This is a genomic window from Nocardia sp. NPDC049190, from assembly GCF_040648115.1.
Classification (GTDB): domain Bacteria; phylum Actinomycetota; class Actinomycetes; order Mycobacteriales; family Mycobacteriaceae; genus Nocardia.
The window spans coordinates 92,630-114,648 of sequence record NZ_JBEZDE010000020.1 but is presented as its reverse complement, the minus strand read 5'-3'; the positions used below and the strand labels follow the sequence as shown (position 1 = coordinate 114,648).

The following is a 22,019-nucleotide window of genomic DNA, read 5'->3' as shown; positions in this document are numbered from 1 at the left end:
CGATCAGCTCACGGCGCCGTTGACAGCGGACCGCGTGATCGCGCCTTCCTGGACACCCCAGTTCTTCGTGATCTCGAGATATCGACCGTTGTCCATCAGGTGCTGGACTGCCTTCTGCAGCACCGGGGCCAGCGGAGCGCCTTTGGCGACCGCCCAGCCGTAGGGCGCGGAGTCGAACACCGGGCCCGCGTCCTCGATCTTGCCTTCGCTCTGCTTGATCGCGTACGCGGTCACCGGCGAGTCGGCCGACATCGCGTCGACCTGGCCGAGCATCAGTGCGTTGGTCGCGGCGCTCTGCTCGTCGAACGGTTTGATGTCGATGGCGGGCTTACCGTCCGCGACGCACTTGGCGCTCTTGGCCGGCACCTCGTCGGTGTGCTCGACAGTGGTGGCCTGGACGGCGACCTTCTTACCGCAGGCATTGTCCGGATCGATCGCCTTGCCCTTCTGCTGCGCCCACTGGACGCCCGCGTTGAAGTAGGTGGTGAAGTCGACCTGCTCTTCGCGTTCCTTCGAATCGGTGATCGATGACATTCCGACGTCGTAGGTGCCCGCCTGGATCGCCGGGATGATCTTCTCGAACGCCGACTCGACATAATCGGCTTCGACGCCGAGCACGGCGGCGACAGCGTCCATCAGGTCTACGTCGAACCCGACGATCCGTCCGCCGGCATCCTTGTACTCGTTGGGCTGGTAGGGGACGTTCACACCGACCACGAGTTTGCCGGACTGCTTGATCTTGTCGGGAAGCTGCGCAGCGATCTCGGCGACCTTGTCCACCTGCACCTTGGGGACCGCGGGCCCGGACTCCTCGCTGTTGGTCGTACAGCCCGTCAACACGAGTGCACCCGCAGCAAGCACGCCCAGCACACGTAGGGCGTGCCTGCCACGCAACGATCGATCAGACACAGTAGTCCTCCACATTTCCGACAGACGCAACCTGGGCTTTACCGGCCGTTGGCAATCTAGCCGACCCAGACACTTAGTGCTGGAGATTAACCGACCCACACATTTCGCGCTGGACCGGTAACGCAGATTTATCCGCTCCGTACCGTCACCGCAACTACCGGCGGTGCACCCTCGCACCAATCTGCTCGGTGAATTCGCTGGTAGAAGCCAGTCCACCGAGGTCGGCCGTGGCGATTCCCGCCTCGAAAGTCCCGGCGACGGCCTGCTCGATCCGCGCACTCGCCCGCAGCCACGATGGCTCCGCGTCACGGGTTGCCAGCCACCGCAAAAGCATCCCTGCCGACAGCTGCAACGCGACCGGGTTGGCGCGATTTCGGCCCGCCAGCGACGGCGCGGCGCCGTGCACGGCCTGCGCCATGGCCCTGGTCGCCGAGCAGTTGAGTGCGGCGGCGGAGCCGAGTGAACCACTCAGCTCGCCCGCCAGATCGGACAGGATGTCACCGAACAGGTTCTCGGTGACCAATACGTCGTAGTCGGCCGCGGCGCGCACCAGGTGCGCGGCTGCCGCGTCGACGTGCTCGTCATCGACCTCGATGTCGGGATATTCCGTGGCGATCTCGTAGCAGACGTCGCGGAACAGGCCCATGGTCATCGGCAGCACATTCGCCTTGTGGACGATGGTGACCCGCTTGCGCCGCGTCGCGGCCAGACGAAATGCCTGGTGCGCGATTCGCTCGGACGCTGCGCGGGACACCACCGCGACCGACATCGCGAGATCAGGGGTCGGCCGGAACTCCCCCGCCCCGGCATACATATTGCGGTCGGCGTAGAACCCTTCACTGTTCTCCCGCACGATCACCATATCGATATCGCGCGCGGTCGCGCGCACGCCGGCGAACGCCCGCGCCGGACGGATATTCGCGTAGAGATCGAATCGCTTGCGGATGGCGCCGCCGGGCGGGACCACCGCGCGATATTCGGGCGGATAGGAGGCGTTGTCGTGCGGGCCGAGAATCCAGGCGTCCACCTCGGCGAGCGCGTCCAGCGTCTGCTTCGGCAGCGGGTCGCCGAACTCGGCGATGGCCCGCAATCCCATCGACAGTGGCACCCATTCGACCGGCGGGGCCCCCACGGCGGACATCGCCTCGTCGACCACCTGCCGCGCGGCCCCGACCACCTCGGGGCCGATGCCGTCACCGTCGATCAGACCGAGCCGCAGCGGGCGTGCTGCTCGCCGACTGTCCGCGTCGCTCATCACCACATCCTCCCGCCGCGGCGCCCATCGCGCACGAATCGGCCCGCGGACACGCGGGATACGGCTACCTTCTGGAGACCATGGTGCAGTCGGTCGAACTACTCCTGGACGAGGCCGCCGACGCGGAGATCCGCCGGCAATGGCAGTTGCTCGCGGAGGCCGGCGTGCCGAGCCTCGCCGCGCAGACCGCTGCATCGAATCGCCCGCACATCACCGCCGCGGTGGCCAAACAGATCTGGCCGCGCATCGAGCGAGCGCTGGACGAGCAGTCCGTCGCGCCGATTCCGGTCCGGCTCGGCGGGTTGGTGGTGTTCGGCGCGCGTCACCCGATCCTGGTGCGGCTGGTGGTGCCGTCCGAAACGCTGCTTGCGCTGCACCGTCGGATCTTCCACGCGATCTCGCCCTGCCCGGGCATTCCGGCCAACGTCCATCCGGACGCGTGGACCCCGCATATCACGCTGGCCAGGCGAGTTCCCGCACACCAGATCGGCGAGGCGATCCACGCGGTCGCACGCGACCGCGATTTTCCGGCGACTGTGCTGGGTATCCGTCGGTGGGACGGCGATCAGCGGCGTGAGTGGCGGGTCGGCCGGGACCGTTATGGAAGATAACGAAACCAGCCCGCGTTACAGCTGGCATACCGAACACGAGAGGACGTCATGGCCACCCAGACGCTGACCCAGCAGAACTTCGATGACATCGTCACCGGAAACGACGTGGTACTCGTCGATTTCTGGGCCGAGTGGTGCGGTCCGTGCAAGAGCTTCGCGCCGACCTTCGAGGCATCCGCCGACAAGCACCCCGACGTGGTGCACGGAAAGGTCGACACCGAGTCCGAACAGGGTCTCGCGGCGGCGGCCAACATCCGCTCCATTCCGACCATCATGGCCTTCCGGGAGGGTGTGCTGGTGTTCGCACAGCCCGGCGCGCTGCCGCCCGCGGCACTCGAGGACCTCGTCACCCAGGTCAAGGCACTGGACATGGACGACGTACGTAAGCAGCTGGCGGAGCAACAGGCCGAGCAGGAGGCCGAGAAGTAACGTCTCGGCGGCGCGGTAACATACTGCGCCGCAACCGAACCCGACTCGGGCCCGGAACCGGATGCCGTACAACCGGCGTGCTCCGTTTCCGGGCCCGACTCATGTCCGCACTCGCACGCGTGGCGCGCCCGGTGTCACGAAACGCCGAGCAGGTTGACGCCCGCGATCATGGCGCGGACCGTCGATTCGGCGCCGTCATCGGCGAGCCCCGCACCCCAGCCGCGCCTGCCGTCGCATTCGCACTGCACGAAGGTGACGGTGCCGTCAGGGGTACGCCGCTGGTGGAACTGCAGAATCTCCACCGGGTAGCCCTCTTCGTAAAGGGCCGAGGTCATCGCCGCGACCGGACTACCTGCGGCGGTGACGGTCCGGAGGTGGTCGGCGAATTCCACCGTCGCGGTGAACTCGGCGGTGCGACTGCCCGCGGGCGACCAGTCGTCCAGTCGGATCGGGCCGTTGTGCTCGCAGTAGCGGCTGCGGAACTCCGCCGCCGTCAGGTCCGCGCTTTCGGCGCGCAGGCCCTTGGGCGCGATGGTATGGAACATGTCGGTATCAAGAGTGAGGATGGTCATCGAAAGTAGGTCTTCCCGAAGAATGTCGCGGCTCAGTTGACAGAGGGGACCAGCACTAACAAGTCGAACAGCCCGCAGCGAGGGAGCCAGCCCGGATCAGACCCCGCTACGGCGGGCTACTACGAGCGGTCGCCGCTGCGCCACTATCGCGGTAAGCGGAACTAACCCGCCGCGACCCTCAGGTCCGCCGGCGGTAGCCGGCGTAACCACGGTGGGCCCGATTAACGACGCCATCGACCCAGCGCGGTCGCGGTCTGCGACGTGGAGCGCTGCGCGGCGGTCGGCGGGTTTCGGCACGCGATCGAGGATAAGGACATCACGGCGCAATAGCAACCACATTCCACGCCCGATTTGTCTACCGGTGAGTATCAACCGCGCAGTTCAGGCCGCTACCGGCGCCGCCGACGCGGGTGCTCGTCGGCCCCGCACTCCCGGCGGATTCCGCGCCACCTGGCTCCGCCGCGTGGCGTGTCACCGGCGTCGCGTCGTTCACGTCGTCGCCGACCCCGTAGGGAATTACCGACATCCGATGTACTACAGAGGCTTTCGGGGGCTTTCGGGGGCTTTCGGGGGCTTTCGGTTTCACAGCCGCAAGCCGCTGCCTGTGTCCCGCGAAAAGTCCCGCTGAGACCTCCGACCAGTGCAGCGGGGCCAATCGCCTTGGGAGTTCCGAAGAGCCATCCGGTCAGGCCGCGAACTATCACCGGAAAGGCCTGAGCACAGCCGACCTAGGAGTTTGCGGATAGCGGCACCATTCTTCTGACGACCGCTTCTCTCGCGTAGTTATAAGCGTTTCTTCACTTGTGTGGGTAACTGCACACTTACCCAGAAGATAGCGATAACCAAATGTTTACTACACTCAACCGTCACACGCAGCCGGTGGCAGTGGACGATCTTGGAATCCACCCGCGGCGGCGCCGAGATCGCAGAGGAGTCGACGATGGACTCGATGATCCGCCGGGTCCTCGTGAGGCCGGCCCCTGCCGTCGCGTTCCGCCGGCCCGCTGCGCCGCTCGACGCTCCGGTCTGCGACCTCAGCGCTTCGCTGCCGATTCCCCGCGCCATACAGACGGTGGCCGCGGACGAAAACCGCACGACCTATCGCACAGCACGAACCCGTAAAGGCCAGCGGTGTCGGACGTCGCAGCCCAGTTCGTCGCACTAGCCGGTCGTTTGTCCGCGTACCTGCAGAGGTACGTTCAGGACGTCCGCGCCGAGGCGGGACACCTGATCGATTCCGGGTTACGGACAACGCCGCGGAAGTTGCTGGAGGTTGACGCGGCGGGCGCTGAGCAGGTCCGGCACGCCGCGCTGGGCAACAATGGGGCGGCCCGCGATATCGGAGCCGTGCCGCATCGGGATGCTGACACTGATGCGTTCGCACCAAAATTGCCAAGTGGGAAGCATCCGATTTTTCCCGATCGACAAAAAGTCGCGGATATTGTGCGCCGCGCTGGCGCACGCCGCGGCAATTTCGGCATCGGCCGAGCCGACCGAGCCGAAGCGGATGCCGCCGGCCTCGCCTGGGTTGGTGTCGATGCACGAACAATGCCGTATGGGGAAACCTATCGGTTGGTCAGCAAGGACGGGTTGTGGCAATATCGTCCGCCCCAGCAGAAGCCGTCCGGCCGAGGAGTGGAAGCCAATTACGAGTGGCGGCCCGATTCCGACAGACACTGGGAAAGCAATGCGCATTTGGCGATAGAGGAGCGGTGATGAAAGCCGAACTGAAAGGAATCTACAGCCCGGATACCGATCTCGCCGACAGCAGTGCCGAGCTCCCGACCGATACCCTGTTGGTGCAGTTGATGATCGGACCGGAGAACGCACCGGGAGAAGAGTCGTTCGATGTCCTCGTCTGCACGCCCGAGTGGAACGTGCGGACCAGCGACTCGCGCCGACCCGAGACGAACGAACACACATTGGTTCTCGACCGTATTGATATTGCTTTGGTTCGCCGATACGTCAATGACTTCCTTCGGGACCTCGAACGCCCCACCTGGCAAGAGTTGGCCACGGAAATCAGCCGTGTCGGTAAATGGGAATTCCAGGATTACCGTCGTTATTCAGAGGAGACCGAGTAGGCGCCGACCGGGTGGATGGCGGCCATCGGAGTAAGACTGTACAGAGCAGTGGGATCCGGGGACAGTCGCCCGGATCCCACTGTCGCAATGTGACGTTCGGTCGATCAGCTGGTGACCACTTCGTTCAACGTGCCCGTGGCGACATCGAAGACGAAGCCGCGGATCGAGTCCTTGTGCGGCACGAATGGGCTGGCGACGATGCGCGCGATCGACTGGCGCACATCGGTATCCAGATCCGAGAACGCCTCAGCCGACCATTCCGGCTTGATCCCGGTCTCCTGGTAGATGGTCGCGGTGAAGTCGTCGTCGGTGAAGGTCAGCATGCCGCAGTCGGTGTGATGGATCAGAATGATCTCCCTGGTACCGAGCAGCCGCTGACTGATGGCCAGTGAGCGGATCTCGTCAGCGGTGATCACTCCGCCCGCATTCCGGATGACGTGCGCCTCGCCCTCGCCGAGACCGAGCGCGCCGTAGACGTTGAGCCGTGCGTCCATACACGCGACGACGGCGACACCTTTCGAGGGCGGCAGCGGTAACGGGCCCTGGAAGGTACTCGCATATGCCACGTTGTTCTGCAGGTACTCATCGGTGACGGTCATGGGTGATCCCCTACGCTCGGTATGCGTGCATCCCTTGTTGTCGTGTGCCTGACAGTAGGGTGCCGAGCGTAGCGGGACACGGCTTCCGTTCACCGTGATTCGTTTACTGGTGTGGCGTGTTGTGCGGGTGTTCGATCGACGGCAGGCGGACCGGCGGCCGCCCCGAAGCCGGCCTGCCTGTCGTCGTTCGGCGTGTTCAGTGCGCTGCCGCGTCCCAGCTGCGGCCCACGCCGACGGAAACCTCGAGCGGCACCGACAAACTGATCGCCGACGACATCTGCTCGCGCGCCAGCGTCTCCAGCGTGTCTCGCTCCCCGTCGGCGACCTCGAACAACAACTCGTCATGGATCTGCAACAGCATCCTGGACCGCAGATCGGTCGCCTGGATCGCGTTGTGCACGTTGATCATCGCGACCTTGATGATGTCGGCCGCGGTGCCCTGGATCGGCGCGTTGAGCGCCATTCGCTCGGCCGCCTCGCGGCGCTGCCGGTTGCTGGAGTCCAGATCCGGCAGATAACGGCGACGGCCGAACAACGTCTCGGTATAGCCGACCTTGCGTGCCTGCTCGACCACCTCGTACAAGTAGTCGCGGATCCGTCCGAAGCGGGCGAAATAGACCTCCATCTGCTCTTTTGCCTCGGCGGTGCTGATCTTCAGCTGTGCGGAGAGGCCGTAGGAGCTCAGGCCGTAGGCAAGGCCGTAGGACATCGCCTTGATCCGGCGGCGCACCTCGGGGGTCACCTCGCTGATCGGGATGTCGAACGCCTTCGACGCGACGAAGCTGTGCAGGTCCTCGCCCGAATTGAACGCCTCGATCAGGCCCTCGTCACCCGACAGGTGCGCCATGATGCGCATCTCGATCTGGCTGTAGTCGGCGGTCATCAGCGACTGGTAGCCGGAGCCGACCACGAAGGTGTCGCGGATCTGCCTGCCGGTGTCGGTGCGGATCGGAATGTTCTGCAAATTCGGCTCGGTGGACGACAGCCGGCCGGTGGCGGCGATCGTCTGGTTGAACGTGGTGTGGATACGGCCGTCGTCGGCCACACACTTGAGTAGGCCGTCGACGGTGACCTTCAGCCGGGTGGCGTCGCGGTGCGCGAGCAAATGTTCCAGGAAGGGGTGCTCGGTTTTCTCGAACAGCGACTCCAGCGCGTCCGCGTCGGTGGTGTACCCGGTCTTGGTGCGCTTGGTCTTCGGCATGTCCAGCTCGTCGAACAACACCACCTGCAACTGCTTGGGCGAGCCGAGGTTGATCTGCTTGCCGATCACCGCATAGGCCGCGTCGGCCGCCGCGTTGACCCGATCGGCGAACCGGCGCTGCAACGTCTGGAGTTGGTCGGTGTCCACCGCGATGCCCGCGTCCTCCAGTGTGGACAGCACACCGAGCAGCGGCAGTTCCATCTCGGCGAGCAGCGGGGTGGATTCGATCGCGCGCAGTTCCGCGTCGAGCGCGTCGGCGAGATCGGCGACGGCGCGGGCACGCAGCATCTGTGACCGCGCCAGCTCCGCATCGACGGTGTCCTCGTCGTCGAGCAGCGACAACTGCGGAGTCTCATCGGTTTCGGCGCGCAGCTCCCGATGCAGATAGCGCAGCGAAAGATCGTCGAGGTTGAAGGTGCGCTGTCCGGGCCGTACCAGGTAGGCGGCCAACGCCGTGTCGGTACTCATCCCGCCGAGGGTCCAGCCGCGCCCGCGCAGCGCGTGCACGGCGGCCTTGGCTTCGTGCAGTGCCTTCGGCACGGCCGGGTCGGCCAACCAAGCGCCCAGCGCGGTCTCGTCCTCGGGGGTGAGCACGGTGACATCGATGTAGCCGCTCTCGCCATCCCCCGCCGCGATCGCCAGCGCCCGCACGTCGCCGTGCGCCGGGGCGCCCGTACCGACGACCGAGAGGCCATGGCGCACACCGGCTTTCGCGTGCTCGGCGAGCCAGTCCGCGACCGCGCCGATCTCCAGCGCACCGCCGCTGATCTCGAAGCCCGCCTCGGCTTCGGGCTCCGGCGGAGCCAGCGTTTCGAACAGACGATCACGCAGCACGCGGAACTCGAGATCGTCGAACAGCTGATGGATCTTGTCTCGATCCCATGGCGCCTGCGCCAGCTGGTCGGGGGTGTAGGGCAGCGCCACGTCACGCACCATCTCGGTGAGCTGCCGGTTGAGCACCACGCTGCTCAGATTGGCCCGCAGCGCGTCACCGACCTTGCCCTTGACCTCGTCGACCTTGTCGACCAGGGTGTTCAAGTCGCCGTATTCGCGGATCCACTTGGCGGCGGTCTTCTCGCCCACGCCGGGAATGCCGGGCAGGTTGTCGCTCGGGTCGCCGCGCAGTGCCGCATAGTCCGGATACTGACTCGGGGTGAGGCCGTACTTGGCCAATACCTCCTCCGGGGTGAACCTGGTCAGGTCGGAAACGCCTTTGCGCGGGTACAGCACGGTGACACTGTCGTTCACCAGCTGGATGGAGTCCCGATCACCGGTGACGATCAGCACGCGAAAACCCTCGGCCACCGCTCGGGTGGTGAGCGTGGCGATGATGTCGTCGGCCTCGAAGCCGTCGATCGACATCACCGGAATGCCCAGTGCGCCGAGCACGTCCTTGGTGAGCTCGACCTGCCCGCGGAACTCGTCCGGCGTAGCACTGCGATTGGCCTTGTACTCCGGGTACGCCTCGGTGCGGAAGGTCTGGCGGGACACGTCGAACGCCGCGGCGACATGTGTCGGCTTCTCATCGCGCAGCAGGTTGATCAGCATCGCGGTGAAGCCGTACACCGCGTTCGTGGTCTGCCCGGTGACCGTTTTGAAGTTCTCCGCAGGTAGCGCGAAGAACGCGCGGTAGGCGATCGAATGCCCATCCAGCAACAGCAGCGTCGGCCGATCTCCCGACGCGGGATCGCTGGAGCCGGGTACGGTGGCGGGACGCGGGGAGGTCGTGGATGAACTCACGCCCCAGAGTCTAGGGACCGGCACCGACACGGTGATACGCCACACCCGCCCACGCCCGCAGCGCTGACGCGTCCGTGTCCTGGCGCGCCGCGGACGATCAGCGCGCCACCGCGCTCACAGCGTCGCGACCAACTCGCGCAGAACCGGCAGACTGACCGAACCCGAACCGAGCACCACGTCGTGGAAGGCCTTGATGTCGAAGTCCGCACCGAGTCGCTCGGTCGCCGCCACCCGCTGACGCCGGATCTCCAGCTGGCCGACCTTGTAGCCGACCGCCTGCCCCGGCATGGCGATGTAGCGGTCCACCTCGACGGTGATCTCGGCCAGCCCGACCGGCGCGTTGGCCACCATGAAGTCCACCGCCTGCTGTCTGCTCCAGCCCTTCGCGTGCAACCCGGTATCCACCACCAGACGGCAGCTGCGCCAGGAGTCACCCGCCAACATGCCGAGGCGGCCGAGATCGTCCTCGTACAAACCCATCTCGTCGGCCAGCCGCTCGGTGTAGAGCGCCCAGCCTTCGACGAACGCGGTGTTGGCGAAGGACTGCCGCTGGAAGCGAGGGAGGTGGTCGAGTTCGTTGGCGATGGCGAACTGAAGGTGGTGACCGGGAATCGCCTCGTGATAGGCCACCGACACGGTCTCGAAGCGCCCGCGACCGGTGGGATGGTGCTGGTTGACGAAGTAGGCGCCCGGCCGCGACCCGTCGGCGGCGGGCGAGAAGTAGTACGCCGCAGGCGCATCCGCGGCGAGGAACTCCGGGACCGGCAGGATGTCGCAGGATTGCTTCGGCAGCCGTCCGAACCAGTTTCCCATCTCGGCCTCGGCCAGTGACAGCGCCCGGCGCGCGTCGAACATGATCTGCTCGGCGTCGTCGTAGCGCAATGCGGGATCGTCGCGCAGCCGGCTGAACACCTCGGCGAGGTCCTCGGTGCCGAAAAGCCGTGCGCCCACCGTGGCGTACTCCTCGCGCAGCTTCGCCAGCTCGCTGAGGCCGAGTTCGTGGATCTCCTCGGCGCCGAGATCGGACAGCGTTGTGTGATGGCGCAGCAGCCGTCCGTAGATGTCCTCGCCATCGTCGCCCAGCCAACACAGGCCGGGCTTGTCGTCGGGCCGGCTCACCGGCAACAGTTCGTCGTGCAGCGCATCCCGATAGCGCTGGAACGCCGGCCGGATGACATCCCGTGCCACTTCGGCCAATTCGGCGCGCCAGGCCGGCTCACCATCCCAGCCGTCGGGTCCGGCGAAGGTGACGAACGGGTCGGCGGTGTGGTCGGAGGCCAGGTAGCCGTCGAGCTGATTGAGCGAGCGCTCGATGGTGATCCGCGCGGGCGGACGTCCCGCGGCCAGACCCGACCGGAACCGCTCCACGGCCTGGCCGAGCATGTCGCCGAATTGCCGATAACGTCGCACCAGCGCCAGCGCATTCTCCGCCTGCGGCGCGTTGATCTGCGGCGCCACCATCAGCACCGCGGAGTGCACACCGTTCATCTGGTCGGAGGCCATTTCCACCGGCCGCCATTCCAGGTGCTCGATGGCGCCGCTCAACTCGGTGCGCAGCAGGCTACGGGTGATGCGGTCGGTCGGGTTCAGCCGATCGGCGCCGAGCGCGTCGACCGCGCGCAGCAGATCGCGCCAGGTCGACAACAGCCGCTGCTCGGCGTCGACGGACAGATCCTCGATCCGGTCGTCGAATCGGCGGTCGCCGAGCAGCGTCGCGTCGCTCGGCGCCGCCGCAAGCACGCTGTCCCAGTACCGCTCGGCCAGGCTCGTCAGCTCGTCGTGACCATTCATGATCACGATCATGCCTCGAGCCCGGCCGAGCGGCACCGCCGTCGTCGGCCCTATCCCACCCCGAGATAGGCCGACTTCACCGCGGGATCGGTGAGCAGTTCGCCGCCACCACCGGTCTTGGTGACCTCGCCGGTCTCCATGATGTAGGCGCGGTGGCTGCGGGCGAGTGCCTGCTGGGCGTTCTGCTCGACCAGTAGGACGGTGGTGCCCTGCTGATTGATCTCGCTGATGATCCGGAAGATCTGCTGGATCACCATGGGCGCCAAACCCATCGACGGCTCGTCGAGCAGCAGCAGCCGCGGCTGGGCCATCAGCGCGCGACCGATGGCCAGCATCTGCTGCTCGCCTCCGGAGAGCGTGCCACCGACCTGTTTGCGTCGCTCCAGCAGCCGGGGGAACAACTCGAACACCCACTCCAGCGTCCGGTCGTACTCCGCCTTCTGCTTGAAGCCCCTTCCGTAGCACCCCATATCGAGGTTCTCCTGGACCGTCATGCCGGGGAAGACCCCGCGACCCTCCGGCGCCTGGATCAATCCGTGGGTCACCCGTTCGTGCGCTTTCATCTGGGTGATGTCGCGGCCCTCGAACAGGATTCGCCCGCGGGTCAGCGGCAGCAGACCGGACATCGCACGCATGGTCGTGGTCTTGCCCGCGCCGTTGGCACCGAGCAGCGTCACCAGTTCACCCTCCGCCACCCGCAGCGAGATCCCGTGCAGCGCCTGGATTCTGCCGTAGTTGACGACCATGTCCTCGACCTCGAGCAGCGCGTCGGCCGAACCGGCAGCGCGCCGGCCCGGTGTGCGGAGGCGATCGGCCCGCGAGCGTGGCTGCGCCGCCGTCGGCCGAGCGGAGGCACTCCGCTGCGACCGGTGCTCGGCAGAACCGGACTCCGCGTCGTCCTCGGCCGGCTCGCTCGCGGTCGAATCCCCGGCGGATCCGATCACGTCGCTATCCGGCACACCGAGGTAAGCCGCGATCACGGCCGGGTCGTCGCGGATGTCCGCGGGCAACCCGTCGGCGATCTTTCGGCCGAACTCCAGCACCACGATCCGATCGGTCACGCCCATGACCAACCGCATGTCGTGCTCGATCAGCAGCACGGTGAACCCGTCGTCCCGAATCTTGCGGATCAGATCCATGAGCGCGGATTTCTCGCTCGGATTGAACCCCGCCGCAGGCTCGTCCAGGCACAGCAGCTTCGGCTCGGTGGCCAGTGCACGAGCGATCTCCAGCCTGCGCTGGTCGCCGTAGGACAGATTGCGCGCCTTCTCCACCGCCCGCGGCGCGATACCGACGAACTCCAGCAACGCCATGCCCCGCTCGATCGCGTCGCGTTCCTCGCGGCGATGCCGCGGAGTGCGCAACACCGCGCCGGGCACCGACGTCTTGTGTCTGGCGTCGGTGCCGACCACAACGTTCTCCAGCGCCGTCATCTCGCCGAAGAGCCGCACATTCTGGAACGTGCGCGCGATCCCGAGCCGGGTGATCGCGTTGCGCTTGGTCTTGGTCAGCGGCTTCCCGTCGAAATACACCAGGCCCGCCGCCGGCTGGTAGACCCCGGTGATGGCGTTGAAGCAGGTGGTCTTTCCCGCGCCGTTGGGACCGATCAAGCCGAGGATCTCGCCGCGGCGGATCTCGAAACTCACATCGTCCAGTGCGGTGAGGCCGCCGAACTGCACGGTGAGGCCGTCGGTGCGCAGCAGCGGAGAGCCCACGGCAGTGTCGATCTCCCGATGCGGTGCGACGACATCCGCGACCGTCTCGGCATCGGCGAGATCGGGGACCACCGCGGTCAGGTCGACCGTGCCCGCGCTGCGCACCTCCGGCTCGGGCGCGTAACCCGCCGCCATGTCCTCGTTGTCGAAAAGCGCGTCGCCCGCGCCCGGCCCGGTCATCGTCCCGCTCCGATCGGCTCGCTCACGGCCGGTCTGCGGACCGCCTGATATACCTGCCTGCCATAGGTAAGCAGCTTCTGCCGCACCGGGAACAGACCCTGCGGACGCAGAATCATCATCACCACCAACGCGATACCGAAGTACAGATACTTGAGGTCGCCCAGCGTCTGCGCGCCGCCCTTGCGGAACAGCAGCACGCTACCGAGCAGCAGCAACGCCAGCACACCGGTGACCACCATGCCGGTGATCACCCCGCGTCGCGGCCACCCGACGAGCCGATCACCACGCAGCTTCCATCCGACGAACAGCACGACGAACAGCGCGACATCGAGCACCAGTAGCAGATATCCGGTCGACTCGTTGCTCACCAGGTTCACCGACTGCAGCCGCGCGGGCAGATAGGCGACCACGAACGCGCCGAAAATCACCCCGAGTTTGTTGCCCTGGCCGCCGATGACCACCGCGCACAGGAACAACATCGAGTTGATGATGTTGAAGCCGGTCGGGTTGATGAACTGCACCTGTCCCGCGTAGATCGCGCCGGACATGCCACCGACCGCGGCGCCGATCATGAAGGCCCACAGCTTGAACTTGAACGTCGGCACCCCCATGATCTCCGCCGCGTCCTCGTCCTCGCGGATGGCGACCCACGCGCGGCCGACCCGGCTGCGTTCCAGGTTGCCGACCAGCACCAGCACGATGATCACGAGCACCATGCCGAACCAGAACCAGTACGTGCCGTAACTGGCGCGCTCCAGAATGTTCGCGCTGTCGGAGTTCCCGCTGTTGCCGCCGGAGAACACGCCGTCCGGCCTGCTCTCGGACGCGCCGATGTGCGGATAGGCCACCCCGGACAGGCCGAGGCTGCCGTTGGTGACCTCGGTGAGGTTCTCGGCGAGCAGTCGGACGATCTCACCGAAGCCGAGCGTCACGATCGCCAGATAGTCCCCGCGCAGCCGTAGCGTCGGCGAACCTAGGACCAGGCCGGAAACCGCGGTCACCACTACCGCGATCGGCAGGCACGCCAGCCAGGCCCACTTCGAATCCAGCCAACCGCCGTCGGTCTGGTTCCACGGACTGTTGGGGCTGGTGAGCAAGCCGACGGTGTAGGCGCCGACCGCGTAGAAGCCGACGTAGCCGAGGTCGAGCAGACCTGCCTGCCCGACCACCACATTGAGACCGATGGCCAGCAGCGCGTACATCGCCACCTGCGCCATCACCAGGCCGAAGTTGTAGGACGGGGTGTTCAACAGCGGAGGGGGGAACACCGGCAACAGCGCCAGCAGCAGCAGGAACGGGACGCCGACACCCCACTGCGCGGGCCTGCTCAGGCCCTCCCACCAGGTGCGCAGCGCGTCACCGAGGCCGCGGCGCGCGGTTTCCGGCGCGGACGCCGTCGTAGTCGTTGCGGTCATGCGCGTGCCCTTCCGAGACTTTCGCCGAGGATGCCGGTCGGGCGAACCATCAGCACCAGGACGAGCACCGCGAACGCGACCACGTCACGCCACTCGGTGCCGAACAGGATCTGGCCGTACTGCTCGACGACGCCGAGTATCAAGCCACCCAGCAGCGCGCCCCGCAGGTTGCCGATTCCGCCGAGCACCGCGGCGCTGAACGCCTTGATGCCGAGAATGAACCCGCCGGAGTAGATGATCCCGTTCGGGATCTTGAGCGTGTACAGCATCGCCGCCGCGCCCGCGAGCACGCCGCCGATCAAAAAGGTCAGCATGATGACCCGCTCCCGCGACACGCCCATCAGCGTCGCGGTGTCGGGGTCCTGGGCGACCGCACGGATGCCACGACCGAACTTGGTCCGGTTGATCAGGATCTCGGTGACGATCGCCAGCACCACCGCGGCGATCACGATGAGAAGCATGATGTTGGTGACGTCCGCGCCGCCGAAGCTGAACTGCACGGTGGGCTCGACCAGTCGAATCGCTTGCTGTGCATTGGTGCCGCCGAGATCGGGGCGGATCTTCGGCAAGACGAAGTGCAGCAGCTCCTGCAGCACGAACGACATGCCGATCGCGGTGATCAGAAAGCTCAGCGGTTTGGCGCCGCGTCTGCGCAACGGGCGATAGGCCACCCGTTCCAATCCGACGGCCGCGCCACCCGATACCAGCATGCCCACGACCATTGCCAACCCGAGATAGACGACGGTCAACACGACGCCCTGGGTGTAGACATCTGGGCTCGCGACGAATCCGAAGATCATCAAGCCGATCAGTTGCCCGAACAAGCCGAGCATGAATATCTCCGAATGGGCGAAATTGATCAACCGCAATACGCCGTAGACCAAGGTATAACCCACGGCGACCAAGGCATAGATCGCGCCATAGGTCGCTCCGTCGACGGTCAGTCGCCAGAAACTATCGATCAACCCGTGATAGTTGAAGTCGATCGAGCCGCCGGCGAGTTGTATCACGCCGGCCGATGCCATTGTTTTCATTTTGTTCAGCCCTCATCCGATCGCCCACCGGACCACAGCACGTACCGGGATGCACTCCGGTACGTGCTGTGGTCCGGGAATCCGGGCTACTTGACCTCGTACACCCAGATCAGCGCGTTCGACAGTTCGCCGTTGGGGTCCCACTTGTACTGACGCGCGAGGCCGGCACCTTCATACGTCCGCACATATTCGAGCAGGTCGGGGCGGGTCGCCTTGCCGCTGTCGATGCCCTTGGCCAGTACCGTGGCCAGGTCGTATGCCTCGACCGAGTAGACGCCCGGCGCCTGGCCGTAGAGCGCCTGGTACTCCTTGGCGAACTTCTCCGGCGCCGGACCACACGGGCACGACAACTTGGCGCCCTTGGCAGCGCTACCGGCCTGAGCGACGAACTGAGGGTCGTTGGTGCCGTCGGCGGAGACGAAGACCGCCTTCACACCGCCGGACTTCAACTGCTGGGCGAGTGGAGCTGCCTCGGAGTAGTACCCGGAGTAGAAGATGGCGTCCGGATTCGCGCCGGCCACCTTGGTGACCGTCGCGGAGAAGTCCTTGTCACCTTTCTTGATGCTGGCGGCGCACGCCGGATCGGCGGCCGCGCCCAGCCCCTCGGTGATCGACTTCGCCAAGCCGGTGCCGTAATCGGTGTTGTCCTGGATGACGCAGACCTTCTTGTAACCTGCCGTGTTGACCAGGTACTTCGCCACCGACGGGCCCTGCACGTCGTCATTGGCCAGACCGCGGAAGAAGCTGGTCCAGCCGTTCTGGGTCAGCGTCGCATTGGTTGCCGACGAGGTCACCGACACCAGGCCCGCGTCGCTGAGGATCTTGCCGGTCGCCTTCGTCTCCCCGGAAAATGCGGGGCCGACCAGGCCGATGATCGACTTGTCGTTCACGATCTGCGGAATCACCTGGGTGGCCTTCTGCGGGTCGCCCTCGGTGTCGAACTGCCTGAGCTCGATCTTGCAGCCGGGGTTCGCCTTGTTGTGCTGGTCCAGCGCGAGCTTGACACCATTCACGATGTTGATGCCCAGTGCCGCGTCCGGGCCGGTCAGTGCACCCGCCATGGCGATGGCGGAGCCAGGGGCGCAGGCCGCCTTGCCATCCCCGGCGGGATCGGCCGCCTTGGCCGAATCGGTCTTCGGCACCTCCTTGCCCTGCTGATCGACCTGCAAGACCGGCTGGATGGACAGACCACCCGCGCCGCTGGTGCCCGAAGACTCCGAACCGCTGCTCGTGGATTTGTCACTACAACCTGTCAGCACCAGTGCGGCGGCAGCGCCGACGACCAGAAAACCTCGCATCGTACGACTCCGGCATGTCGAACTACGCACGTTTCACCTCTACGTTCTGTGCTCCCCCGGGATCACCGAGGAGGCCGACCACTGTCAGCCCGGTCAGAACATAGCGTTGGTGCGTTATTTCCGCATCACATCGGGATCATGCCTGTGACTTCACCGCGAATTCTTCTTTAAGTTCATGTTTCGTGGATGTTAAATCCGGGTCGGCCGAAGCCGATGTCACTGCGGAGCCAAGTTCTCCAACACGACCTCCGCGACCGCCTTCATCGTGGTCCGCCGATCCATTGCCGTGCGCTGAATCCACTTGAAAGCCTGTGGCTCCGTCAAACCTTGCGTCTGCATCAGAACACCTTTGGCGCGCTCCACCAGTTTGCGCGTCTCCAGACGCTCGGCAAGATTCGCCACCTCGCTTTCCAACGCGGTGATCTCATGGAATCGGCTCGCCGCCAATTCGATGGCGGGCACCAGATCCGACTTCGTGAACGGTTTCACCAAATAGGCCATCGCGCCCGCGTCACGCGCCCGCTCCACCAGATCGCGCTGACTGAACGCGGTCAAAATAACTACCGGCGCAACACGTTTCGACGCTATCTCCGCCGCCGCATCGATACCGTCCCGGCGCGGCATCTTCACGTCCATGATGACCAGATCCGGCCGGTGCTCCACCGCGAGATCGACCGCCTGCTGGCCATCGCCCGCCTCGCCGACCACCTGATAACCCTCTTCGGTCAGCATCTCGACCAGATCCATGCGGATGAGCGCCTCGTCCTCGGCGACGACGACCCGCTTCGTCCCGGCGTCTCGCTTCGTGCCGGCGCCCCCGGCTGCTGTGCTCATAGATAGACCCCTCTGGTTTCGATGCCTGTCCCGACCCACTGTAAGGCGGCGGCGATGCCAGCGCGGCCAACCGTCCGGGGCTGTCGAGTGATGTAAAGAGTACCTTTCACTCGGGCCTGGACCGCATATACCCTGCGCTCACACCGCGAAGAACAGCACATTCGCTTCCGACCCGCAGTACCCGCTATAGTTTCCAACCGGTGCGCCGAGTTGGCGGAACTGGCAGACGCGACGGTCTCAAAAACCGTTGTCCGAAAGGACGTGTGGGTTCGAGTCCCACACTCGGCACCAAGGTGAAACGCAGTGTGAGTGCCACTCCGCTCACCCAGTCACACAGTCCGCAGCTGCGCGACAGCTCTCGCATCCTGGTGTCGGCCACGGTGTCGAGATCGCCCGGGAAGAGATGTCTGTAGCGGTCCCAGGTCAGGTCGCGTTCTTGTGTCCGAGCATCCGCTGAATGACCTCGATGTTCAGGCCCGCGCAGATCGCCAGCGACGCGGCAGTGTGTGCGCAGTCCATGCGGTGCCGGCCGGTCCGACCTCATTCGCCGCCAGACCGAACCAACCCACCGGAACTCAGTCGGGTGAGTTGGCCTCCCATGTGACTCGGAGTCGACACTGGCTGTGCGCAAGGCGATGGCCGCACCGAACCTGAGTCCGGTGGAGCCCAGCGTGAACATGAACGACAGGAACGGACCAGCAGCCATAACCAGCCGCGTGACCTCCGGGTGTGAGATAGCGCCGCTCCCCCGGCAACATCGACGGCAGATCGATATCTTCGACCGGAATGCACCCGAAGCCGCTCGGCCTCGATTGCGAACTTCAGAGCTCGGCTGAGTACCCGATAGGCAGCGGTCTGCGGATAGAAGCGATCTCGCCGCGTCCGACGTCACTCCGGCGGCGCGAAGAACTCGAGGGCGATGCCGTCCGGGTCGCGGAAGCTCAGTGCCGAGCCGTAGCGCGCGTCCACGATGCCATCATGCTCGATGCCCAGCTCATCGAGCCGTGTGACCCACCTGCCCAAATCGGCGCGGTTCGCACAGCCGAAACCGACATGGTCGAGGCCGACGCGTAACTCGCTGAAATCGGCGATTTTCGACGCGGCGTTCCCCGTACCCTGCCGACAATGCCGTAAGCGGACCTCTATCCTGGCCGACATAGCCACCATCTTCGTCCGGATCGAATCAACCCTAGCGCTCCGCCGTGGATAGCCGACGAATTCTTCCGATAACCTGCTACCTCACCTCGACATACCCTGATCACGCGCGGGTGAATCCGGTTACCTGAGCGCCATTGCTGAATTTCGAGCGTCGGGCGACGTAGAACCGGCGACGATCGGCGAGAATATCCATTCGGCGTATCCGGCTGTCGCGTCCGGCTGAATACGATTTCGCGTGGCCATCGAGTTCGGAGTCGGCCAGGCCTGACCGAACGGCACTCGCGGAGCTGCCGTGTCGGGCCGGCCAGGCTCGACCCAGGTGCTTGCGCGCGGGATTCCTCGGTCCGGAGGGCCGATTCGAACGAAAGTTACTTCTATCGAACCAATTCGGCCGCAGGATCGTTGTTCTGCGTAGAGTGGGCGGTAGATGCGCGTTCAGCGGAGGTTTGCGATGCGGGTGAACCGGACTACCGTCGATCTGTCCGACTATCCGGACCTGGTTGTCATCTATCTGGGAATGCGCGTCAGACGACCCCGAGGTGTACTGCGGCTGCTGGGACTCGGGCCGAAACTCTATCGCTCGCACCAGGATCGGCCGGATGGGCTGCTCCTGCACGAAGACATCATCTGGGCGTTGCTCCCACCGCACTGGGGTGCGCGACAGTATTGGCGCGACCTCGACAGCCTCGAGGCATGGACCCGCACCGCACCGCACCGGGACTGGTGGCAACGGTTCCTGCACGACTCCGGCGGCACCGGGTTCTGGCACGAGGCATACTTCGCGCGCGGCGGAATCGACGCCATGTACGACGACATGGACGCCTCGACCGGGCTCGCGAGGTTCGCGCCCGTAATCGGCTCCCGCGGACGGATGTTCTCCACCCGGGGACGCGTCGAGAACAAACCGGCCACCATCGCACCCGTGGTAACCGAATCCGCGTTGTACGGCATCGAATCCGAGTCGGAGCCCACCCAGGCGGAATAGTACGAATTCGCCATCTGGGCGTTCGGACAGCGACGTCGCGCAGTGACGGACGTCGCAGGCCGCGGCCCGAAATCAGTACGTCTAGTGTACGGCGGGCAACCAGCAGATGAATATGTATTCCCACTACTGGGATCAGGCGCTTCAAGGGGTTCTGGTATGTTCCGCGCCGTTTATCGTGTCCGGTATGCACGTCCTGTTCGTCTGCAACGGCAACGTCTGCCGTTCGGTGATCGCCGAGCGTCTCACGCGCGCCCTCGCGGTCGAACACGGCCTGCCCCACCTCACCGCTGAGAGCGCGGGCACCCGCGCGCTGGTGGGCTTCCCGGTCGAGCCGCTCGCCGCGCAGGCCATCATCGGGCTCGGCGCCGACCCTGGCGATTTCCGAGCCCGCCGCCTGACGCCCGCGATGATCGACGATGCCGACCTGATCCTCGCGATGACCGAGAAAATCCGCGACCAGATAGTCGGCCTGGGCTTCGGTGCGCAGCGGCGCACCTTCACGCTGGTGGAAGCGCACCGGATCGCACACGTCACCGGCGCCCGGACGGTCGGCGAACTACACCGGGCGCGCAATAATCTGACGCTGGTCGGGCGGGAGAATATCGCTGACCCCGTCGGATTGTCGGCCCCAGCGTTCTGCGAGGTCGGTGACCGCATCGCCGGGGCGCTCATCCCGCTGCTCCTGGCGCTCGCCCCCCAGGAGCAGCCGCGAACGCACGAGGACGACCGGGCCGGGTTGGCGCTCCGCCCCGACGCGGGGCCCGCGCCACTGGCAGTCTTCCTTGCCGCGCAGCGCACACACTGACCCGCTTCGACGTTATCGAATTCATCGGGTGCAGCCCATATCACCACGAGATTGTGTTTAATTCGGGCCCGAAAGGTTTACACTCCCCGCGGACAGCAACTTCCACCGTTGATGCTTCGACACACGACAGGAATCAGACATGCCGAAACGAATTTCGGATGTTTCGCTCCATGTTTATGTGCCACCGGAGTCCCTGGAACGCGTCGTCGAGACCGTGCGCGAGGTGGTGGACGAACACCTCGCCGACCGCGACGTGTTCGCCTGGCGCTTCACCCTGCCGGTCGACACCGACGACCCGACGCATATCGCCCTCGAAACCCGCTGGCGCACAGACCATCTCGGCCCGGAGCCACAGAACCGGGTCACCTACGAGATTGCGCTCAGCCTGGTCGGTGCACCGGATCAGTTGACCGACAACGACGTCGCCACCCTGGAACGGCAACTACTGCACGGGATCTACGCCGTCGCACAGACCGAGCCGGGCCAGGAAATCCCGGTCTCGATCCGTGCCTCGCAACGCACCGACGTCGACATCGACATCGATCTCGAACTGCTGTAGCGACTCCCCGCTCCCCCGATTTCCGCTAGCGCGACGGGAAGTGGCGGATCAGTCCCTCCTGCACCGTGGTAGCGAGCAGTTCGCCACAGCGGGAGTAGAACCGTCCGGTCGCCAACCCGCGGGAACCCGCCGCCACCGGGGACTCGGTGGCATACAGCACCCACTCGTCGAAGCGGAAAGGACGGTGGAACCAGATCGAGTGATTGACCGTCGCCGCCACGATCCGATCCAGCCCCCACGACAGTCCGTGCGTGGTGATGATCGAGTCCAGCACTGTGGTGTCGGAGGAATAGCCGAGCGTCGCCACGTGAATCAGCGGATCGTCGGGCAGTCTGCCATCCGCGCGCATCCATACCCGATTGTGGTTGAGCCGCTCCCCCGTCCCCTTCAGGATCCAGGCCGGGTCGTTGGTGTAGCGCATGTCGATCGGGTGCGGCGCCTTGATGAACATCTCCAGCTTGTCCTCCAAGCCTTCGAAGCTCTCCTCCACCCGCAGCAGCGACTCCGGATCGGGCACCTCGGGCCGCGCGTGCGCGTGCTCCAGTCCCTTACCCCAGTCCTGGAACGCGGCGAGCATCACGAACAGCTCCTGGCCGTCCTGGCTGGCGGTCACCGTGCGGTTGGCGAACGCGCGGCCGTCACGGTGCCGGTCCACCCGGTACTCGATCGGCTTCTTCACGTCGCCGCCACGCACGAAATGCGCGTTCACCGCGTGCACCGGACGGTCACCGACCGTCCGGCCCGCCGCGATGATCGCCTGCGACACGAGCTGGCCGCCGAACGTGCGGCTCCACACCTTCTCCGGGTGCTGACCGACGAACACGTCCTCGTCCATCTGCTCCAGA

General features: G+C 65.6%; 19 protein-coding genes, 1 tRNA gene and 2 pseudogenes. 8 read left to right on the top strand and 14 right to left on the bottom strand.

The features are described from left to right. Positions 1-3 precede the first annotated feature (3 nt). Together AB0B25_RS18945 and AB0B25_RS18940 are read right to left on the bottom strand one after the other, a co-directional pair. Positions 4-924 (bottom strand): ABC transporter substrate-binding protein, encoded by a 921-nt coding sequence (locus AB0B25_RS18945; RefSeq protein WP_357180861.1) that lies wholly within the window; start codon positions 922-924, stop codon positions 4-6. 139 nt (positions 925-1,063) lie between these two features. Then, on the bottom strand, positions 1,064-2,164 hold the full coding sequence (locus tag AB0B25_RS18940; protein WP_357180858.1) for an isocitrate/isopropylmalate family dehydrogenase: 1,101 nt from the start codon (positions 2,162-2,164) through the stop codon (positions 1,064-1,066). An 80-nt stretch (positions 2,165-2,244) separates the two neighbouring features. Between AB0B25_RS18940 and AB0B25_RS18935 the strand changes: the two genes are divergently transcribed. Next, positions 2,245-2,775, top strand: coding sequence for a 2'-5' RNA ligase family protein (locus AB0B25_RS18935; RefSeq protein WP_357180856.1), 531 nt, complete (start codon positions 2,245-2,247; stop codon positions 2,773-2,775). Positions 2,776-2,823: 48 nt separating this feature from the next. Continuing rightward, complete coding sequence (gene trxA, locus AB0B25_RS18930) at positions 2,824-3,204, top strand: thioredoxin (RefSeq protein ID WP_357077942.1); 381 nt, start codon at positions 2,824-2,826, stop codon at positions 3,202-3,204. Between the two features lie 134 nt (positions 3,205-3,338). Here trxA and AB0B25_RS18925 read toward each other — a convergent pair whose 3' ends face one another. Next, positions 3,339-3,776, bottom strand: a complete 438-nt coding sequence (locus tag AB0B25_RS18925) for a 2-keto-3-deoxygluconate kinase (RefSeq protein ID WP_357180853.1) — start codon at positions 3,774-3,776, stop codon at positions 3,339-3,341. Positions 3,777-5,039: 1,263 nt separating this feature from the next. Between AB0B25_RS18925 and AB0B25_RS18920 the strand changes: the two genes are divergently transcribed. Both AB0B25_RS18920 and AB0B25_RS18915 read left to right on the top strand, forming a co-directional pair. Beyond that, positions 5,040-5,492, top strand: a complete 453-nt coding sequence (locus AB0B25_RS18920; RefSeq protein WP_357180850.1) for a hypothetical protein — start codon at positions 5,040-5,042, stop codon at positions 5,490-5,492. After that, entirely contained in the window at positions 5,492-5,860 is a 369-nt protein-coding gene (locus AB0B25_RS18915) for an Imm8 family immunity protein (protein WP_357180847.1), read from the top strand. Before AB0B25_RS18920 ends, AB0B25_RS18915 begins: the two co-directional genes overlap by 1 nt. Positions 5,861-5,964: 104 nt before the next feature. Here AB0B25_RS18915 and AB0B25_RS18910 read toward each other — a convergent pair whose 3' ends face one another. The 9 genes and pseudogenes from AB0B25_RS18910 to AB0B25_RS18870 all read right to left on the bottom strand — a co-directional run bounded on the left by AB0B25_RS18910 (position 5,965) and on the right by AB0B25_RS18870 (position 17,667). Next, the gene (locus AB0B25_RS18910) at positions 5,965-6,459 is read right to left on the bottom strand and encodes a carbonic anhydrase (RefSeq protein WP_357180844.1); all 495 of its coding nucleotides are present in this window, start codon (positions 6,457-6,459) and stop codon (positions 5,965-5,967) included. Positions 6,460-6,655: 196 nt separating this feature from the next. Continuing rightward, complete coding sequence (gene polA / locus AB0B25_RS18905; RefSeq protein ID WP_357180918.1) at positions 6,656-9,322, bottom strand: DNA polymerase I; 2,667 nt, start codon at positions 9,320-9,322, stop codon at positions 6,656-6,658. A 192-nt stretch (positions 9,323-9,514) separates the two neighbouring features. Next, the gene (locus AB0B25_RS18900) at positions 9,515-11,191 is read right to left on the bottom strand and encodes a DUF885 domain-containing protein (protein WP_357180842.1); all 1,677 of its coding nucleotides are present in this window, start codon (positions 11,189-11,191) and stop codon (positions 9,515-9,517) included. Between the two features lie 50 nt (positions 11,192-11,241). Continuing rightward, on the bottom strand, positions 11,242-11,937 hold the full coding sequence (locus AB0B25_RS18895) for an ABC transporter ATP-binding protein (protein ID WP_357180915.1): 696 nt from the start codon (positions 11,935-11,937) through the stop codon (positions 11,242-11,244). A 204-nt stretch (positions 11,938-12,141) separates the two neighbouring features. After that, a pseudogene (locus tag AB0B25_RS18890) lies at positions 12,142-13,086 on the bottom strand (ABC transporter ATP-binding protein); the annotation flags it as partial. Next, positions 13,083-14,501, bottom strand: a complete 1,419-nt coding sequence (locus tag AB0B25_RS18885; protein ID WP_357180839.1) for a branched-chain amino acid ABC transporter permease — start codon at positions 14,499-14,501, stop codon at positions 13,083-13,085. The pseudogene AB0B25_RS18890 and the gene AB0B25_RS18885, both read right to left, overlap by 4 nt. Next, on the bottom strand, positions 14,498-15,526 hold the full coding sequence (locus AB0B25_RS18880) for a branched-chain amino acid ABC transporter permease (protein WP_357180836.1): 1,029 nt from the start codon (positions 15,524-15,526) through the stop codon (positions 14,498-14,500). The genes AB0B25_RS18885 and AB0B25_RS18880 overlap by 4 nt, the downstream gene beginning before the upstream one ends. Before the next feature lie 95 nt (positions 15,527-15,621). Further along, positions 15,622-16,833 (bottom strand): branched-chain amino acid ABC transporter substrate-binding protein, encoded by a 1,212-nt coding sequence (locus tag AB0B25_RS18875; protein WP_357180834.1) that lies wholly within the window; start codon positions 16,831-16,833, stop codon positions 15,622-15,624. Between the two features lie 216 nt (positions 16,834-17,049). After that, positions 17,050-17,667, bottom strand: coding sequence for an ANTAR domain-containing response regulator (locus AB0B25_RS18870; protein WP_357077916.1), 618 nt, complete (start codon positions 17,665-17,667; stop codon positions 17,050-17,052). 204 nt (positions 17,668-17,871) lie between these two features. Between AB0B25_RS18870 and AB0B25_RS18865 the strand changes: the two genes are divergently transcribed. Then, a tRNA-Leu gene (locus AB0B25_RS18865) sits at positions 17,872-17,958 on the top strand. A 597-nt stretch (positions 17,959-18,555) separates the two neighbouring features. Here the strand turns inward: AB0B25_RS18865 and AB0B25_RS18860 are convergent. Beyond that, positions 18,556-18,760 (bottom strand): annotated as a pseudogene (locus tag AB0B25_RS18860) (VOC family protein); the annotation flags it as partial. Positions 18,761-19,276: 516 nt separating this feature from the next. On the opposite strand from AB0B25_RS18860, the gene AB0B25_RS18855 reads away from it, so the two are divergent. From AB0B25_RS18855 to AB0B25_RS18845, 3 genes are all read left to right on the top strand, one after another. Beyond that, positions 19,277-19,810: a DUF4188 domain-containing protein gene (locus AB0B25_RS18855; protein WP_357180831.1), complete on the top strand. Its 534-nt coding sequence runs from the start codon at positions 19,277-19,279 to the stop codon at positions 19,808-19,810. Positions 19,811-19,994: 184 nt separating this feature from the next. Then, a complete protein-coding gene (locus tag AB0B25_RS18850; protein ID WP_357180828.1) occupies positions 19,995-20,615 on the top strand; it encodes a low molecular weight phosphatase family protein in 621 nt (206 codons plus the stop codon). 139 nt (positions 20,616-20,754) lie between these two features. Next, positions 20,755-21,174, top strand: coding sequence for a hypothetical protein (locus AB0B25_RS18845; RefSeq protein ID WP_357180825.1), 420 nt, complete (start codon positions 20,755-20,757; stop codon positions 21,172-21,174). A 25-nt stretch (positions 21,175-21,199) separates the two neighbouring features. Here AB0B25_RS18845 and AB0B25_RS18840 read toward each other — a convergent pair whose 3' ends face one another. After that, entirely contained in the window at positions 21,200-22,009 is an 810-nt protein-coding gene (locus tag AB0B25_RS18840) for an acyl-CoA thioesterase II (RefSeq protein WP_357078007.1), read from the bottom strand. Positions 22,010-22,019: the final 10 nt, after the last annotated feature.

Coding starts and splice junctions, on each gene's coding strand:
- AB0B25_RS18945 (WP_357180861.1), bottom strand. CDS start 924: ATGTGGAGGACTACTGTGTCTGATCGATCGTTGCGTGGCAGGCACGCC.
- AB0B25_RS18940 (WP_357180858.1), bottom strand. CDS start 2,164: ATGAGCGACGCGGACAGTCGGCGAGCAGCACGCCCGCTGCGGCTCGGT.
- AB0B25_RS18935 (WP_357180856.1), top strand. CDS start 2,245: ATGGTGCAGTCGGTCGAACTACTCCTGGACGAGGCCGCCGACGCGGAG.
- trxA (WP_357077942.1), top strand. CDS start 2,824: ATGGCCACCCAGACGCTGACCCAGCAGAACTTCGATGACATCGTCACC.
- AB0B25_RS18925 (WP_357180853.1), bottom strand. CDS start 3,776: ATGACCATCCTCACTCTTGATACCGACATGTTCCATACCATCGCGCCC.
- AB0B25_RS18915 (WP_357180847.1), top strand. CDS start 5,492: ATGAAAGCCGAACTGAAAGGAATCTACAGCCCGGATACCGATCTCGCC.
- AB0B25_RS18910 (WP_357180844.1), bottom strand. CDS start 6,459: ATGACCGTCACCGATGAGTACCTGCAGAACAACGTGGCATATGCGAGT.
- AB0B25_RS18900 (WP_357180842.1), bottom strand. CDS start 11,191: ATGAATGGTCACGACGAGCTGACGAGCCTGGCCGAGCGGTACTGGGAC.
- AB0B25_RS18895 (WP_357180915.1), bottom strand. CDS start 11,937: ATGGTCGTCAACTACGGCAGAATCCAGGCGCTGCACGGGATCTCGCTG.
- AB0B25_RS18885 (WP_357180839.1), bottom strand. CDS start 14,501: ATGACCGCAACGACTACGACGGCGTCCGCGCCGGAAACCGCGCGCCGC.
- AB0B25_RS18880 (WP_357180836.1), bottom strand. CDS start 15,526: ATGGCATCGGCCGGCGTGATACAACTCGCCGGCGGCTCGATCGACTTC.
- AB0B25_RS18875 (WP_357180834.1), bottom strand. CDS start 16,833: ATGCGAGGTTTTCTGGTCGTCGGCGCTGCCGCCGCACTGGTGCTGACA.
- AB0B25_RS18870 (WP_357077916.1), bottom strand. CDS start 17,667: ATGAGCACAGCAGCCGGGGGCGCCGGCACGAAGCGAGACGCCGGGACG.
- AB0B25_RS18855 (WP_357180831.1), top strand. CDS start 19,277: ATGCGGGTGAACCGGACTACCGTCGATCTGTCCGACTATCCGGACCTG.
- AB0B25_RS18850 (WP_357180828.1), top strand. CDS start 19,995: ATGCACGTCCTGTTCGTCTGCAACGGCAACGTCTGCCGTTCGGTGATC.
- AB0B25_RS18845 (WP_357180825.1), top strand. CDS start 20,755: ATGCCGAAACGAATTTCGGATGTTTCGCTCCATGTTTATGTGCCACCG.
- AB0B25_RS18840 (WP_357078007.1), bottom strand. CDS start 22,009: ATGGACGAGGACGTGTTCGTCGGTCAGCACCCGGAGAAGGTGTGGAGC.